12 protein-coding genes are annotated in these 16,534 nt (G+C 34.2%); 6 read left to right on the forward strand and 6 right to left on the reverse strand.

All coding sequences use genetic code 11. From position 1 onward, the window contains the following. The first annotated feature begins 39 nt into the window (after positions 1-39). The 4 genes from clpX to serB all read left to right on the forward strand — a co-directional run bounded on the left by clpX (position 40) and on the right by serB (position 3,720). On the forward strand, positions 40-1,272 hold the full coding sequence (clpX, locus tag ACFX5E_RS02045; protein ID WP_379853503.1) for an ATP-dependent Clp protease ATP-binding subunit ClpX: 1,233 nt from the start codon (positions 40-42) through the stop codon (positions 1,270-1,272). A 462-nt stretch (positions 1,273-1,734) separates the two neighbouring features. Then, positions 1,735-1,965, forward strand: a complete 231-nt coding sequence (locus tag ACFX5E_RS02050) for a hypothetical protein (protein WP_379853504.1) — start codon at positions 1,735-1,737, stop codon at positions 1,963-1,965. Further along, entirely contained in the window at positions 1,962-2,261 is a 300-nt protein-coding gene (locus ACFX5E_RS02055; RefSeq protein WP_379853505.1) for a type II toxin-antitoxin system RelE/ParE family toxin, read from the forward strand. Before ACFX5E_RS02050 ends, ACFX5E_RS02055 begins: the two co-directional genes overlap by 4 nt. A gap of 220 nt (positions 2,262-2,481) precedes the next feature. Then, positions 2,482-3,720, forward strand: coding sequence for a phosphoserine phosphatase SerB (serB, locus tag ACFX5E_RS02060; protein ID WP_379853506.1), 1,239 nt, complete (start codon positions 2,482-2,484; stop codon positions 3,718-3,720). A 251-nt stretch (positions 3,721-3,971) separates the two neighbouring features. On the opposite strand, the gene ACFX5E_RS02065 is transcribed toward serB, so the two are convergent. Both ACFX5E_RS02065 and ACFX5E_RS02070 read right to left on the reverse strand, forming a co-directional pair. Continuing rightward, on the reverse strand, positions 3,972-4,121 hold the full coding sequence (locus ACFX5E_RS02065) for a hypothetical protein (protein WP_379853507.1): 150 nt from the start codon (positions 4,119-4,121) through the stop codon (positions 3,972-3,974). 11 nt (positions 4,122-4,132) lie between these two features. Then, complete coding sequence (locus ACFX5E_RS02070) at positions 4,133-5,656, reverse strand: GH3 auxin-responsive promoter family protein (RefSeq protein WP_379853661.1); 1,524 nt, start codon at positions 5,654-5,656, stop codon at positions 4,133-4,135. Positions 5,657-5,915: 259 nt separating this feature from the next. Here ACFX5E_RS02070 and ACFX5E_RS02075 point away from each other — a divergent pair, with 259 nt between their 5' ends. Further along, entirely contained in the window at positions 5,916-6,710 is a 795-nt protein-coding gene (locus ACFX5E_RS02075) for a DUF2797 domain-containing protein (protein WP_379853508.1), read from the forward strand. A 230-nt stretch (positions 6,711-6,940) separates the two neighbouring features. Here ACFX5E_RS02075 and ACFX5E_RS02080 read toward each other — a convergent pair whose 3' ends face one another. Beyond that, on the reverse strand, positions 6,941-9,574 hold the full coding sequence (locus tag ACFX5E_RS02080) for an AsmA-like C-terminal region-containing protein (RefSeq protein WP_379853509.1): 2,634 nt from the start codon (positions 9,572-9,574) through the stop codon (positions 6,941-6,943). Positions 9,575-9,752: 178 nt separating this feature from the next. Continuing rightward, positions 9,753-11,513 carry a signal peptide peptidase SppA gene (sppA, locus tag ACFX5E_RS02085; protein WP_379853510.1) on the reverse strand — a complete coding sequence of 587 codons (1,761 nt, stop codon included), beginning with the start codon at positions 11,511-11,513 and terminating at the stop codon, positions 9,753-9,755. A 136-nt stretch (positions 11,514-11,649) separates the two neighbouring features. Here sppA and folK point away from each other — a divergent pair, with 136 nt between their 5' ends. Then, positions 11,650-12,783, forward strand: coding sequence for a 2-amino-4-hydroxy-6-hydroxymethyldihydropteridine diphosphokinase (gene folK, locus ACFX5E_RS02090; protein ID WP_379853511.1), 1,134 nt, complete (start codon positions 11,650-11,652; stop codon positions 12,781-12,783). On the opposite strand, the gene ACFX5E_RS02095 is transcribed toward folK, so the two are convergent. After that, positions 12,765-15,881, reverse strand: a complete 3,117-nt coding sequence (locus ACFX5E_RS02095; protein WP_379853512.1) for an Ig-like domain-containing protein — start codon at positions 15,879-15,881, stop codon at positions 12,765-12,767. The genes folK and ACFX5E_RS02095 overlap by 19 nt on opposite strands. A 71-nt stretch (positions 15,882-15,952) precedes the next feature. Beyond that, positions 15,953-16,489, reverse strand: coding sequence for an RNA methyltransferase (locus ACFX5E_RS02100; protein WP_379853513.1), 537 nt, complete (start codon positions 16,487-16,489; stop codon positions 15,953-15,955). Positions 16,490-16,534: the final 45 nt, after the last annotated feature.

Consider the following 16,534-nt stretch of genomic DNA (forward strand, 5'->3'; position numbering starts at 1 on the left):
GTAACTGCGACTGCAAACTGAGACTGAGAACTAATAAAAATGGCAAAAGTAGTATTAGAATGTTCGTTTTGTGGAAGAAAGAAGCCAGAAACCAATTTGTTGATTGCTGGTATCAATGCACATATTTGTGATAAATGTATCGAACAGGCACACGGAATTGTTTTAGAAGAATTAAAATCCAGCGGAAGTTCAAAACTGGTTGGAGATTTGATTTTGAAGAAACCAAAAGAAATCAGAGCGTTCTTGGATCAATATGTAATTGGACAGGACCAAACCAAAAAAGTAATGTCGGTTGCGGTTTACAATCACTACAAGCGTTTGATGCAACAGCAACTGGACGATGAGGTAGAGATTGAAAAAAGTAACATCATCATGGTGGGACAAACAGGAACAGGGAAAACATTGGTGGCTAAAACCATTGCAAAAATGTTGGATGTGCCTTTAGCTATTGTTGATGCGACGGTTCTTACTGAAGCAGGTTATGTTGGGGAAGATGTCGAAAGTATTTTGACACGTCTTTTACAAGCTGCTGATTATGATGTTGCCAAAGCAGAACGCGGAATTGTATTCATTGACGAAATAGATAAAATTGCACGTAAAAGTGACAATCCGTCTATCACGCGTGACGTTTCTGGTGAAGGAGTGCAACAAGCATTATTAAAATTATTAGAAGGAACCGTTGTGAATGTGCCACCAAAAGGAGGACGCAAACACCCGGATCAAAAATTTGTTGAGGTAAATACACAAAACATTTTGTTTATCGCCGGTGGCGCTTTTGATGGAATCGAACGTATTATTTCTAAACGATTAAACCGTCAAGCCGTGGGGTATTCAACTTCAAAAAATGTGGATAATATCGATAAAGACAATTTGTTGCAATACATTATCCCAAAAGATATCAAAGATTTTGGATTGATTCCGGAGATTATTGGCCGTTTACCAGTATTGACGCACATGGATCCTTTAGACAGAGAAACTTTGCGTGCGATTTTGACACAACCTAAAAATGCGTTAATCAAACAATACGAGAAATTGTTTTTAATGGACGATGTTGAATTTACCATTACAAATGAAGCATTGGATTTTATTGTTGATAAAGCATTAGAATATAAATTAGGAGCTCGTGGATTGCGTTCTTTATGTGAAGCAGTCTTAACCGATGCGATGTATGAATTACCAAGTTCTGATGATAAAATATTAGAAATCGACGTGGATTATGCCAAAGAAACTTTGAATAAAAATTTATTGAAGCGATTGGAGATTGCATCGTAAATAAAATTCAAGCTCAATATAAAGTCATATAAAGCTCAAAAACATCTGTTTTTGAGCTTTATTCATTTGATAGGTGAACTTAAAGTAGTTTTTTGATGGTTGTGTTTTAAATAATACCTCAAATTGAATTTGTTTTTTTTGTAACTTTGATTAAACTAGATGATTATGGTAATTATCAAAATAAAACAAAACTCAAAGCAAGCAAAACTTTTTTTGGAGTATGTAAAACTTTATCTTTTGTAGAGGTCTTAGACGCAAGTGATAAGGCTTCAAGTAAGAGATAGATGTTACTGTCTGACATTGGAAAGGGATTGCAGGAAGTAAAAATTATTAGGGAAGGCAAAATAAAACCGTTTTCTATCTTTGATTTGTGGAATGATTACTCAAATTATACCACTTCATTCTTTTGTTACTGCTTTTAAGAGGTTTAATAAAAAATTTCCAAGTTTAAAAAACGACACAATGAATACTGAAGTTATAAAAAAAGAGTTGATTGAAATGCTTTTGAAGGAAAATAATACGTCCACCTTATTGGCAATAAAAAAAATATTGCAAAGTACTTCAGAAAGTGAGACTGATGTTAAAAACATAAAAAAGAAATTAGCAGAAAGCAAAAAACAATATCAAAACGAGGAAACAATAGCTTATGAAAGTATTCTAAAAGAATCGGAAACGAAGTATTTTGGTAAATGAAAATAGTTTGGACACCAATTGCTAAAGAATCCTACAATGAAATTGAAGTATTTTTAATGGTTCGTTGGAATATAAAAATCACAAAAGAGTTTGTAGTTGCTGTGAAACAAACTATGGATATTATCAAACAGCATCCCTATTGTTTTCAAAAATGGGAGCATGATAATTCCTATTTGAAAGGTATGGTGAATTCAAAAGTAAGCTTCTTCTATATAGTAGAAATAGATAAAATTGTGGTTCATTTATTTTGGAATAACATGCAAAATCCTGAAAATTTAGAAGAGAATTTAAGGTGATATTTTTTTGTCTACTGATGCGGATGTTTTTGTAAACCGATTACAAATTACAACCTAAAATTGCGTCTTTCTCAAAAATATAAACCTGTTCATTGATTTGAGCAGGTTTTTTTATGGGTAAATTAAACTATTTGTTATTGTTTAAAAAAACAAAGATGATTCTTTTTTTATCACCGTTAGAATGTCGATTTTTGTCTATTCTAAATCAAATAATTATAAAATGCAAGTCGAAGATATTGAGGTTATTTTATTAAAAGTTTCCGGTCAGGACAAACCTGGTGTAACTGCTGGTTTGACATCAATTTTAGCGAATTACGATGCTGTTATATTAGATATAGGACAGGCCGATATTCATGACACGCTATCTTTAGGTATTTTATTCGAAATAAAAGCGGGTTCTTCTTCGGGGCCTGTTTTAAAAGATTTATTGTTTAAAGCCTATGAATTGGGTGTTAAGGTCAAGTTCATTCCGATTTCTATTGCGGATTACGAAATTTGGGTAAAAGGACAACGCAAACAACGCTATACTATAAATGTTTTGGGTGAAACACTAACGGCGGTACAATTGGCAGCTGTGACTAGAATTCTATCCAACCAAAATTTAAATATTGATGCGATCAAAAGATTAACGGGTAGGGTTTCTATTATTGAAAAAGAAGAATTTCCACGTTCTTGTATCCAATTATCGGTTACAGGAACTATTGTCGATAAAACGTTTATGACAGCCAGTTTTATGGAAATTTCCAGAACTTTAGATGTGGATATTTCTTTTCAAGAAGACAATATGTATCGAAGAAATAGACGCTTGGTGTGTTTTGATATGGATTCTACCTTGATTCAAACCGAAGTCATTGATGAGCTAGCTGAGTTAGCGGGTGTGGGCGAGCAAGTAAGAGCCATCACGGAAGCCGCGATGAACGGCGAAATTGATTTTAGTGAAAGTTTCAAGCAACGCATGGCTTTGTTAGAAGGCTTGGGTGAAGAGGTGCTGCAAACGGTTGCTGAAAATTTGCCCATTACAAAAGGAGCACATCGTTTGATGAAGGCCTTGAAATATTACGGATATAAAACTGCTATTTTATCGGGAGGATTCACCTTTTTTGGTAAATACCTTCAAAAAGAATTGGGAATCGATTATGTTCATGCCAATGAATTGGAGATTATAGATGGTAAATTAACGGGCAAATATTTGGGTGAAATTGTTGATGGTAAAAAGAAAGCAGAATATCTAAAAGCCATTGCCGATAAAGAAGGAATACACATCAACCAAACCATTGCGGTGGGTGATGGCGCCAATGATTTGCCAATGTTGAATTTGGCGGGTTTAGGGATTGCTTTTCATGCCAAAGCTACGGTAAAAGAAAAAGCAGAAAGTTCTATTTCTAGTCTGGGTCTGGACGGGGTTTTATATTTGTTAGGTTACCACGACAGACATATTGATATGATGGAGGAGGAGTAAATAATGAAGAAAAATAATCCGAATCATGGTATTAAATATGCCGTTAGCCATTAAATACAGGTAGAAAACATGAAATTGAATGAATTTAGCGTGCCGTAGGTACGCAACAATTAGTGTTTTGTACCTACGGCACAATTGAAAATTTTAAACCTGACCTACCAATATATAGTACTTACCGGACAAAAAATATTTTCAACTTTTCACATTTATAAAAAAGGCTGTCCAAAAAGTGATTTTTGGACAGCCTTTTTCTATGCTTTAACGGTAAACGCTTTTTCAGGTTTTTCTTGTGTTTGTTTTTCGGGAGATTTACAAATTCCTCTTGCTCCACATCGCATTCTATGAGGTCCGCAGGAACTAAGTAAAATGATTGTTAGCAAAATGTAGTAGGGATTTTTCATATCCTCTTTTTTTATACAGTTTGAAACTGCATGCTTTTCAATTGTTCCAGATAATCTCTTTGGTTCGATAATCTAGGAATTTTGTGTTGTCCGCCCAATTTGTTTTTTCCTTTTAGCCAGTCATAAAATAAATTTTTACGGGCTACATTTATCACTAATGGATTCAGCGTCATGTTATTGTAACGTTTTGCCTCGTAATCAGAATTTAAGGATTGTATTGATTCGTCCAATGCTTTCTGGAATTGAGAAACATCAGCAGGATTATCCTTGAATTCAATCATCCATTCGTGTGCCCCTTTTTCTTTGCCTTCCATAAATATGGGCGCAACGGTATAATCGACAACTTCCATTTGAGTCATTTTACAGGCCTTGGCAATAGCCTGATCCGTATTTTCGACCATTAACTCTTCTCCAAAAACATTAATGTGATGTTTGGTTCTTCCGGTAACCCGAATTCGGTATGGATTCAATGAGGTGAAACGTACGGTATCGCCAATTAAATAGCGCCATAAACCAGAATTGGTGGTGATTACCAAAGCATAATTTTTGAAAAGTTCGACATCAGCCAAACGGATTACTTTTTGATCCAGTGTCCCAAAAGTATCCATTGGAATAAATTCATAGAAAATTCCGTAATCCAACATCAACAGTAAATCGCTGGAATAATTTAAATCCTGAATGGCGAAAAACCCTTCGGATGCATTGTATATTTCGTAATATTTAAAATCTTTTTTCGGGAGTATTTTTTTATACTGTTCTCGGTACGGCTCAAAATTCACACCGCCGTGAAAATACACTTCCAGATTGGGCCAAAGTTCAAATAAATTTCCTTTTCCGGTTTCCTCCAGCATTTTATTCATTAAAACCAGCATCCACGATGGAACTCCTGCAAAACTGGTTACGTTTTCGTTTTTTGTTTCGTTTATGATTGCAGCAATCTTTGTTTCCCATTCGCTCATCAAGGAAATTTTGTTGCTTGGCGTACTGCTGAATTCAGCCCAAACAGGCATGTTTTCGATTAATATCGCGGATAAATCGCCAAAGAATGTATTGTTGTCTTCATAAATTTGGGAGCTTCCGCCAAGACGAAGACTTTTTCCAAGAAAGAGTTCTGAATCCTCGTTGTTATTGAGATACAAACACAATAAATCTTTACTGCCTTTATAATGGCAATCTTCCAGCGCTTCATTGCTCACCGGAATAAATTTGCTTTTGGCATTCGTTGTCCCGCTTGATTTTGCAAACCATTTTATAGGCGTTTCCCAGAAAACATTTTGCTCTCCTGTACGAGTTCTCTCAATCAGCGGCTGTAATTCTTCGTAAGTAGAAATAGGGATTCTTTCTGCAAAAGTCGCATAGGAATTTATCGACGAATATTGATATTTTTTGCCTAAAACCGTATTTTTTGAAGACTGAATTAAATTCATAAGCAATTCTTCCTGAACTTCATTTGGATATTTCAAGAAAAGTTCGATCTGATGGATTCGTTGTTTAAGAACCCAAGAAGCAAACGAATTGATTATGGTTAGAGGCATATAGATTTCAGATTGTTGATTAACGATTTTATATTTCAGATTTCTTTCTAATGGAAAAAGACTCAAATATAAGATTTGAATATCGATTGACAAATACTAACTTTGTCAAAGTATCAAAAATAGTGTTTTTTTATAAAAAACAATTCTATATTGTAGTAAAGATTTTAACTCAGAAAAGGGATTCTAATAATCTAAATTCTAAAATGGGTACTGCGAATCTAAAAATCAACAATCGTTAATCAACAATCTAAAATCGCAAATGACTTACCAAGGTGTACTAAAAAAAATGCAGACTGAATTTGGAAACCCAATTCAATACTACTTGGTCTTTGAAAATAGTTTTTTGAATGTGAATCAATTGCTGAACAAAAATATCGAAATTAATTTTGTTGGATTTCAATGTCTGAATTGCGGAAAAAAGAAAAAAATATTCCGTCAAGGATTTTGCTACGATTGTTTCTATTCCAGCCCAGCTGTGGGAGATTGGATTATGAAGCCGGAACTTAGCACAGCACATCTGGGAATTCAGGACAGGGATTTAGTTTATGAAGAGAAAGTACAATTGCAGCCTCATATTGTGTATTTAGCTTTGTCAAGCGAAGTGAAAGTAGGAGTAACACGAAAAACACAAATGCCTACGCGTTGGATTGATCAAGGAGCAAACGAAGCCATTTCGATTGTTGAAGTCCCAAATCGATATTTAGCAGGAATCACTGAGGTTGCCTTCAAAAACCATTATGCCGATAAAACAAATTGGCGCAAAATGCTGACTAATACTATTGAACACGTTGATTTAATTGCCGAAAGATTGAAAGTGGAACATTTAATTCCTACAGAAGTTCAAGAGTATTTTCATTCTCAAAAGAATGATTTATATGAAATGCACTATCCTGTTTTAGAATATCCAAATAAAGTAAACAGTTTGAGTTTAGATAAAATGCCTCAATTTCAAGGAAAACTCACCGGGATAAAAGGCCAATATCTGATATTTGAAGGCGGGACGGTTTTTAATATCCGTGGTTCTGAAGGATATGTGGTAACGATTAATGTTTAAAAAAAATCCATAAAAAAAGCAGGAATCTCAGACAATTATTGAGATTCCTGCTTTTTAGAATGGAGAAAATCTACCATTTTGGTTCAATTGGCTTTTTTTAACCATTAAGAAATTAAGTTTCGTTAAGATTTAAGGCTTAATTTTTCTTAATTTCTTAATGGTTTATTTATAAATACAAGTTGTTTTTATAACACATTTAGAGAAGCCGCTATTTTAATTTAAATTATTCTTTATTGAACTTTTGGCTCCACTTTTGGCTCTTCCACTTTTTTCTTTTTGTTAAACAAACCATTTAATAATTCTGTCGCTTTTGTTTTTACCTCTTCCTTAGTTGCGGGAGTTGTAGGAGTAACCGTTTTTGTGGTGTCATTTGGTTTTTTGTTCTTATTGATATAATCAGTCAGAGCAGAAGTCCCTTGTTTCACTAATCGCTCTTTTTGTTGGTTTACCAGCTGAGTCGTCAACTTGGTTACCGCACTATTAATGTCAGTTGTGATTTTTGGAGTGGTAAAGTTACCTGTCAATACCGCATTTATAGGAAAGCTTTGCAATTTTGCAGCATCGGCCGCTGATAGTTTTGCAATTAGCGCATTGGCTTCCGAACCCAGATATTTTGCAGGGACATCAAATTTCAGATTGTAATTCATACTTTGATCAAAACTATGAGTTCCTCCAATAGTTGCTTTGATGTCTTTATACTTGATGTCAAATGGTTTTACATTCACTTTTCCATCTTTAAAGGTAATCGCTGCTTTCAAGTCATTCAAATTAATTTTGCTTACATCAATAAATTTCAAATTAGAACCTAATGCTGTCAACAAAGTTGAATTGGTAGAATTTACAGTAGTTGAAAGTAGTTGCCCCAGTAAATCTCCTGTCAAGGTTTTCAAATCAGGGGTCATTTCTTTTACGTCAAGATTTCCGTTTAGTTTAATGGTCGAATTCAACTTTCCGTTTATGATTCCGGATATAGGTGCGATTTTTTTCAACATGTCCAGTTGTGTAAAAGATTGTGCGATATCGACTTGATTTAATTTTAAATCCATATTAAAAACGGGTGTTTTTCCTTTTGTGGAAACAGCTCCATTTACGCCAATTGTTCCTCCAAAAATCGATGTTTTTACATTTTCTAAAGTTACTTTCTCATCTTTCACGATTAATTTTCCAGATACATCTTTCAAGGTTAAATTGTCATATAGAACCGTAGTCGCTTTTGCGGTAAGCGTACAGTTTAAGAAAGCTGGAATTTTCATGGCGTCTGCTTTTTTATCCCGAACCGTCGGGGCAGTTTTAGTCTTTTCGCCAGTTGTCATGAAATCACTTACAGCCAATTGCTTGGAATTCATATTGAAGTTTCCTTTTAATTCTTGGTTTTTAAATATAAAACCATAAAAATTCTCCAAAACCCCAGTTACGCTAATGTCACTTTTTCCCGTGGTGGCATTTAATTGTTTTAAATTGACCTGGCTTGGATTAAACTGAACTAAAGCATTGCTGATATTCATCGTTTTGCCGTTCTCATCCACGTAGTTGAAACCGGATAAACACATTGTTCCTGCATTGTTGATATTTTGATATTGACTTTTTTCCACGGATTCCATATCAAATTTAGTGGTCACATCAGCATTTAAAATACCAGATAAAGGCTTGTCTAATTTTATAGGATACGCCTTGGATACATTTGCTAGATTGATGGTTCCTTTTAATGCGGCATCTACTATGGGGTTTTTTGTGATATTTCTAATGTTTGCTTTGGCATTAAAAACATCCTGATCTATCTTAAAAGAAAGTTTATCCAGATTGATATACGTATCGTTCAGAATCCCCGTTTCATTGATGATTTTAGTGTCAATAACGATGTTTTGAACTGATTTCGGTAAATTAGGATACTTAAAGGATGCATTATTTGAAGCAATTGTTACATTGAATTTTGGAACGGTTGTATCTGAATACAATCCTTTCGCAAAACCCATAACGGTAAAATCTCCTGTCGTTTTTACATTATTCAAACTTGATGCATAAGCCGCCGGAATAACTCCCAAGAAATTTTTGAAGGAGGAAGTTGGCGTTTTAAATTTTAAATCATATTCCTGGCCCGCTTCTACCATTTGAATAAATCCATCAAATTCTAGTGGTAATTGGTTGATCAATGCTTTATTTTCTTTGAAAGTGTATTTGCTTTTATCTAAATCGATACCTAAAACTGCGTCTAGAGTCAAGGCAACATTTTTCATATAATTGACTTTGTCCATGTCTAAAGAAATTTTTGCAGTAGATTTCGTAACCAAATCTAATTTTTTAGCTGCAAAATTCCCGGTTCCTTCATGGTTCAGGCTATCGATTACCATTTTGATTTTTGAACTTTCGTCAAAATATTTGAACTTGAAATTCTCGATTTTATAATCCTGAATTTTTAATGATAGTGGACTGCTTTTACCATCGGCTTTATTGTTTTTGTCTTTTAATGCGATATCGTAATTTGCAATTCCGTCTTTATTGAATATGATATTGATTAGTCCGTTTTTTGAAGTTATTCCGTCAATATTTATCGCTTCGTCTTTGCCTTTAAAAAGTTCTTTGATTGACATTTTTAAATTCAATTCACCCAATGAAACTAAAGTGTCTCCTTCAAAAGGGGCTTTGTTTATAATGACTAATTTGTCTAATGTTACGTTTGAATTTGGGAAATTTTTGAACAAACTCAAGTCGGCATCCGCAAAGGAAACTTTGGCATCTACTTTGTCATTTATGGCTTGGGTAATTTTGGCTTTTATTTGGTCTTTAAAAAAATAGGGTACAGCAAATAACGCAACCGCGAATAGGAGAATTACAATTAATGTGATTTTTAAAATTTTATTTAACATGCTTTTCTTTATTTGGGTTGTATAAATTTAGGAAAAATCCTGCCTGATTTTTTACAAAAATAATAGTTTAAGATTTAGAACTTTGTAATATTATCCTAAATAATAGTGTAGTACAAAAAACGAATCCGTTTAAGCAAGTACTTAAACGGATTCGTTTTCAATGTAAATTGGAAAAATACTATCGGATATTGATTTCAAATGGCATCATGGCTTGAACTCCTTTTTGCGATTGTAATCTTTTTATTTGTTCCATGATTTTATAGTTTTCTTCTCCTATTTCTTCTTTGATAAAATCTTCTTTAGAGTTAGCAAATGGTAAACTTTCTAAAAGGTCATTTAGATTTTTCTCATATTCCGGGTAGTTTTGTGTACTGTAATTTTTTGTTTTAGCTAATCTTGCGGCTTCATGAATGGCATCATCCAAACCGCCAATTTTATCTACAAGTCCTTTTTTCAAAGCTTCAGAACCAGACCAAACTCTTCCTTGAGCGATTGCATCCACCTGAGCAAATGTCATTTTTCGTCCTTGAGCAACATGGGTAACAAATGTTTTGTAGATGTGTTCCACACCTTCAAGAGTAACGGCTTTAAATTTTTCGTCTAACGGTACAAAAGGACTATAATTTGCAGCGTTTTCGTGGGTTTTTACCTGCTCAGTGTTGATGCCTATTTTAGTAGCCAGCTTAGTGAAATTAGGCAGTATTCCAAAAACGCCAATAGAACCGGTTATCGTGTTGTTTTCGGCAAAAATAGTATTGGCATTACAGGCAATATAATATCCGCCTGAAGCCGCATAATTCCCCATAGAAACAACAATCGGTTTAACTTTTTTAGTCAATTCAATTTCTCTCCAGATCAAGTCAGAAGTCAAAGCGCTTCCTCCAGGGCTGTTGATGCGAAGTACAATTGCTTTCACATCTTTATTTTTTCGTGCTTCTTGTAACGAACGACGCATGGAACCTTCGCCGATCGTGTTTACATCACCTTCACCGCTCATAATTTCCCCTTGGGCGTAAATAATTGCAATTTGATCCTTAGCTTCGCTAATTTTTGAAGTCGTCGCCACATTTTTTGCGTAATCCAAAATGGTGACTTTATTGTAATCTTCATCTTTGTCAACTTTCAAAATGTTTTTAATAGCATTATGATAGACATCTTCGTAAGCAATGATATCGACTAATTTTTCTGCTTTTGCCATTTCAGGAGTTCTGGCTAAAAGTCCATTTGCAATTTCATTTAATTTGGCCACCGATACATTTCTGCTTTTGGATATATCAGTTACAATTGAAGCCCAAACGGAGTTTAATAAAGCGGTAACTTGTTCTCTATTGGCATCACTCATTTTATTTTCAAGGAAAGGTTCTACGGCACTTTTGTATTTTCCATGTCGTATTACTTCCATTTTTACACCTGATTTTTCTTGAAAATCCTTGAAAAACATGATTTCCGCTGAAAGACCTTTGAAATCCATATCTCCTACCGGATTCAAATAAACAGTATTGGCAACCGAGTTCAAATAGTACTCCTTTTGCGAATACGAATTGGCATAAGCCATTACAAATTTCCCTGATTTTTTAAAATCCTCTAGCGCATCTCTCAAGGCTTTGCTTTGGGCCATACCTAAAGAAGAATTGTTATTTAAAATTGAGATCCCTTTAATATCATCATCAGTTTTCGCTTCCTCAACGGCATTTATGATGTCTGTTAGACCTACTTTTTTGTTATCTGAAAAAATAGCCATCCAAGGATCTTTATATTTTCCTGCATAATCATTTTTTATGTCTTCTAAATTCAGTTCGATTACTGAATTGCTTTTTACGGTCACACCTTCAGATTCGCCTCCAAAAATGGCTCCAATAATCAGTATCCCGAAAAAGAACAGCATGAAAAAAACAAAAATACCTATGATGGTAGCCAGTACATTTCCTAAAAATTTCATATTTATATTTTTTTAATAAGTCTCAAATAAGGTCAATTTGTTACAACTTTAGGTTTTGAAATTCTAAAATTAGTTATCAACACTCTTTGCAAAGATACTCCTATTCTAAAATTCTTTTAGTTAATTTGCGCTTAATATGAAATCACAACATCAGGTCATTTTATCTCTGGGAAGCAATCAAGGGAATCGTTTGGAAAACATCGAACGTTGTTTGCAATTGATACATCAGGAAGTAGGAACGGTAATCAAAGTTTCCAGATTGTATGAAACTCCGGCATGGGGTTTTGAGAGTGATGTTTTTTATAATTGTGTCTTAGTTATTCATACTAACATCTCCGCAAATAAGATTTTAACTCAAGTTTTAAAAGTTGAAAAAAAATTAGGACGGGTTCGAAGTAACATTTCAGGGTATCAATCTCGAATTATAGATATAGACTTGATCTCTTTTGATGAGGAAATTATTGATTCTGAAAAACTCCAGATTCCACATCCTTTAATGCAAAACAGGAAATTCGTTTTGTTGCCTATCCAGGATTTAAATTTGGATTGGAAGCATCCTGTTCTCAAAAAGACAATTTCGGAGTTGCTGGAATCTTCGCCAGATCAAAGTGTTTGCAAGGTAATCCAGGAATTAAAAAGTCCTTTGCAAAGTATTTCATTGGAACAATTTAATTATGTTGCCTTTGAGGGGAATATTGGGGCAGGAAAAACAACTTTAGCCACAAAGATTTCAGAAGATTTCAATGCAAAAACCGTTTTGGAACGTTTTGCGGACAATCCTTTTTTACCCAAATTTTACAAAGACCAAAATAGATATGCGTTTCCGCTTGAAATGTCATTCCTTGCCGACAGGTATCAGCAATTATCAGATGATTTGGCGCAATTTGATTTATTTAAAGATTTTATTGTAGCCGATTATCATATTTTTAAATCCTTGATTTTTGCAAAAATTACTCTTGCAGATGATGAATATCGTTTGTACCGCAATCTATTTGACATCATTTATAGGGAAATGCCAAAACCGGATTTATATATTTATTTGTACCAAAATTCAGAACGATTGTTGCAGAATATCAAGAAAAGAGGTAGAAGCTATGAACAAGAAATTCCTGCTGAATATTTAGAAAAAATCAATAATGGTTATTTGGACTATATTAAATCACAAACCGAATTGAACGTATTAATCATTGATGTTTCGAATCGGGATTTTGTTAAAAACCAAGAAGATTATCTTTATATTTTAAATAAAATTCAGGAGAAAATAAGCTGATCTAAAACAGTCTGTCTTTTAAGAGAAAAATGGCCTCTGACTTCGGGCGTTGAATTGTCGATTTTTAAAACGTACCAATAATCGGATGCCGGTAATAAATTATTATTAAATGTACCGTCCCAAATCAGTTTTTTTGCATTTAGACGTGTAATCAACTTTCCATATCGGTCAAAAATTAACACTTCGGCTTCTGGATAGTTGACCAATCCTTTTACTTCCCATACATCATTATAAGTGTCATTGTTCGGGGTGAAAAACTTAGGAGTTATCAGAACGATAAAGGTTTTTGTATCATAACTGCAGAAATTAATTTCTCTCACATAAGCAGTTTGTAATCCACTCGGACTATTAAAAAACACATTAGAGCTTTGGTAATTAATTCCGTCAATGGAATATTCGAAATAAGTTTCTTCCTTTTTTAAATAAATTGCGAATGTTGTTTCGTTGACATCAACACGGTCGATCTCAGGAGTATTATGTTCAATAACAGTGATTTTTTTCCTGCTGGTACAGTTTTCTGGTGCGGGACTAATTACATCTACGAAATAATTTCCGCCAGTTTTAATGCTAATTGTTTGCGTGTTTTCGCCAGTTGACCATAAATAAGTCATATTAGGAATTTGAGCGTCAAGTGCTAGTGTTGCTGATTTGCACAAAGTTAATTCCTGATCCATAACTATAAGTGGCGTGTAGATTTTAATTTCAACGGGAATTCGGGTGTTACTATGGCAACCGTTATTTTGGGCTTCGGCATAATACGTTGTGTTTTGAGAAATAATAGGAGTGGTAAAACTTGTTCCAGTTCCTTCAATGTTTCCTCCGGTTGCAACGGAGTACCAATTGATAATCCCGGAGTCAGAAATTGCTTGAAGTGTCACTTGCCCAGTACCGCATCTTGAAACGGGGGTATTCGTTGAAGTTATTGCAGGAGGTGTATTTATAGTTGCAATAATTGGTGTTCTCGGATTAGTACAATTAGCTCCAGCAACTACATAATAAGTGGTGGGTGTAGATAAAAAGGGTGTTGAATAAGAGTTTCCTGTTGCTAAAAGATTTCCTCCGGTTGCAGCATCAAACCAATTTACAGTTCCGTCAGTAGCGATGGCCTTAAGTGTCACGCTCCCGGAACCGCATCTTAGAGAGGAAGTTGTATTTGTGATTTTGGGTATGGTGATTGTTGTACTTGCCGAAATTTGAAGTACAGGATCACCGGGCATTCCACCATATTCTACTATGTAACCTTTGGACTGGTAATTCCCTGTTGCATCACCGTTTAATTGTAAATCGTTCCAAGATCCGGGTGTTCCTGGAACTCCGGGAGCTTTAACGTGAGCATAATGTTCACTATTATTAGTATTGTTAGGTTCTCCACTGTTCCAATTTGCATAAGTTGGCGATATGCCATTCGCTCCTCCATTCCAGAATACAGTTCCATTTTCAGGACCTGTTACCCATTTCCATACTCCCTCTGTTTCTCTATCGGTGCCTCCAATCCATCCATTTCCGTTTGCTTGCGCTCCACAAAGTTGTGCTTCATCAAGGGCTGTGATCGTGGCTAGATAACCTTTTAGTCCAAAATAAGTGCTATTCTCTGCGGCTGCTTTTGCTGCTGTCCAACTGATTCCAGGATTAGAAATGTATTCATAATAATGACCGTTTCGGGCTAAGTAATTGGCTTGTCCTATTGTAATTGAGAAACTACGAATTCCTGATGGAGATGTATTGCTACTGGAATATTTTATATCTTTTATGGCGGCTATGAACGCTGCAGTGTTTGGTTGTCCTGTTGATCCTGTTAAGGTAAGTTTTCCTGTTACAAAATCCCAATTGGTTGTAATTGTGGGATGTGTTCCCGCTAATGTCAATAAATCTTCTCCGTTTATATAACCCGACGAAATCTGGATGTATATAGAAGTAATAACATTATCAGTATCGGTTATTGATATGTCATTTACTATATTTAGAGAACTTCCGGGGCAATAAATCTGGTTTCCACTTGCTGTAATTAATGGAGAGGAATTATTGTTTGGAATTGTTATAGCACCACAGGAATTAGAATAGCTCGCTGAGGCATCTTTGTACGATAACCAGTTCGTGTTGGAATAACTTGTATCATCTACTTGTATGCAGGTTAGGTTGGGGTTGGCGGTTAAGTTGAAAGAGTCTTTATTAATATTTGTATTCTTGCCATTTTTTAAATTGAGGCTGGTTAATTGATTATTTGAACAAGCGAAATCAGTCAAAGAAGTGTTTTTGATTACATCTAAACTGGTTAATTGATTATTATCACAATATAAAAGATTTAAAGAAGTGTTTTCAGAAACATTCAAACTGGTTAATTGATTGTTCCAACAAGTTAAAGCATTTAAGGAAGTGTTTTTTGTGACATCTAAATTAGTTAATAGATTAGAAGTACAATATAACTCCGTTAACTTCGTATTTTTAGTAACGTCTAAAATAGTTAATTGATTTGTAGAGCAAACTAAATAAGTCAAAGAAGTGTTCTCAATAACAGTCAAACTAGTTAATTGATTACTAAAACAAGATAGATAAGTCAAAGAATTATTTTTAGTAACATCTAAACTGGTTAGTTGATTTGAACTACAACCTAAACCAGTTAAAGCAGTATTTAAAGTAATATTAAAGCTAGTTAATTTATTATCATTACAAAATAAATATGTCAAGGCAGTATTTAGCGTAACATTAAGGCTAGTTAATTTATTAGCATTACAATCTAAATAAGTCAAAGAAAAATTTTTAGTAACATCTAAACTGGTTAGTTGATTGTTCCAACAAGATAGGTAAGTCAAAGAAGTGTTTTTAGTAACATCTAAGTTAGTTAATTGATTTTTAAAACAATTCAAATTGGTTAATGCTAAAAAGTCCTGAATTCCGGTTAAATTAGTTATATTTTTACTAGAAACATCCAAACTATTAAGTGTGCTAATATTAGCTGTAAGAACTTTGCCATCAGGTGCGCCACTATCAATTCTCATATCAATAAGTGCCTGTTCAAAATTCACATCAGGAATTAAAGTATATTGAGCATATCCAAAAACATTTGAAAGGATTAAAATTAGAAAGAATAGTTTTTTCATGTCAAAATAATAGGACAAGTTAAATATTAAATGTGTCTAAATCAACTTTTTTGCAATTGGATTTGACGAACCTACAAATTCCAATTTATTTTTTGAAACAAATCCCAAACTACTATTCCCGCACTCACGGAAATGTTCAAAGAGTGTTTTGTTCCCAGTTGTGGAATTTCAATTGAACCATCGCATAAAGCTACCGCTTCTTGTGAAACTCCATAGACCTCATTCCCAAAAACTAATGCGTATTTTTTGTCTTTTTCAACTTTGAAATCTTGCAGAAAAATAGCGCTTTCCACCTGTTCTATGGCCAGTGTGGTTATATTGTCTTTTTTTAAATTTTCAATGACTTCAAGGACATTATCATTGTGTTCCCAGATTACGGTTTCTGTGGCGCCAAGTGCGGTTTTATGGATTTCTTTATTTGGAGGAGTTGCCGTGATGCCACACAAATATATTTTTTCAATCAAAAAGGCATCAGCTGTGCGGAATACAGAACCAATATTATGTAAACTTCGGATGTCTTCTAAAACTAAGATAATAGGAGTCTTTTCAGATTCTTTAAAAGCTTCTATTGATTTTCTTTCCAGTTCGCTGTTTTCAAGCTTTCTCATAGTATCCAGGGTTTGTCTTAATAAAAAAAGCTTCCGAAATAAAGG

The sequence above is a fragment of the Flavobacterium xylosi genome, from assembly GCF_042787345.1.
GTDB lineage: Bacteria > Bacteroidota > Bacteroidia > Flavobacteriales > Flavobacteriaceae > Flavobacterium > Flavobacterium xylosi.

Excerpts from the sequence above, each read along its gene's own strand:
- serB (WP_379853506.1), top strand. The coding sequence starts at position 2,482 with ATGCAAGTCGAAGATATTGAGGTTATTTTATTAAAAGTTTCCGGTCAG.
- ACFX5E_RS02050 (WP_379853504.1), top strand. The coding sequence starts at position 1,735 with ATGAATACTGAAGTTATAAAAAAAGAGTTGATTGAAATGCTTTTGAAG.
- ACFX5E_RS02070 (WP_379853661.1), bottom strand. The coding sequence starts at position 5,656 with ATGCCTCTAACCATAATCAATTCGTTTGCTTCTTGGGTTCTTAAACAA.
- folK (WP_379853511.1), top strand. The coding sequence starts at position 11,650 with ATGAAATCACAACATCAGGTCATTTTATCTCTGGGAAGCAATCAAGGG.
- sppA (WP_379853510.1), bottom strand. The coding sequence starts at position 11,513 with ATGAAATTTTTAGGAAATGTACTGGCTACCATCATAGGTATTTTTGTT.
- ACFX5E_RS02100 (WP_379853513.1), bottom strand. The coding sequence starts at position 16,489 with ATGAGAAAGCTTGAAAACAGCGAACTGGAAAGAAAATCAATAGAAGCT.
- clpX (WP_379853503.1), top strand. The coding sequence starts at position 40 with ATGGCAAAAGTAGTATTAGAATGTTCGTTTTGTGGAAGAAAGAAGCCA.
- ACFX5E_RS02075 (WP_379853508.1), top strand. The coding sequence starts at position 5,916 with ATGACTTACCAAGGTGTACTAAAAAAAATGCAGACTGAATTTGGAAAC.
- ACFX5E_RS02065 (WP_379853507.1), bottom strand. The coding sequence starts at position 4,121 with ATGAAAAATCCCTACTACATTTTGCTAACAATCATTTTACTTAGTTCC.
- ACFX5E_RS02095 (WP_379853512.1), bottom strand. The coding sequence starts at position 15,881 with ATGAAAAAACTATTCTTTCTAATTTTAATCCTTTCAAATGTTTTTGGA.
- ACFX5E_RS02055 (WP_379853505.1), top strand. The coding sequence starts at position 1,962 with ATGAAAATAGTTTGGACACCAATTGCTAAAGAATCCTACAATGAAATT.
- ACFX5E_RS02080 (WP_379853509.1), bottom strand. The coding sequence starts at position 9,574 with ATGTTAAATAAAATTTTAAAAATCACATTAATTGTAATTCTCCTATTC.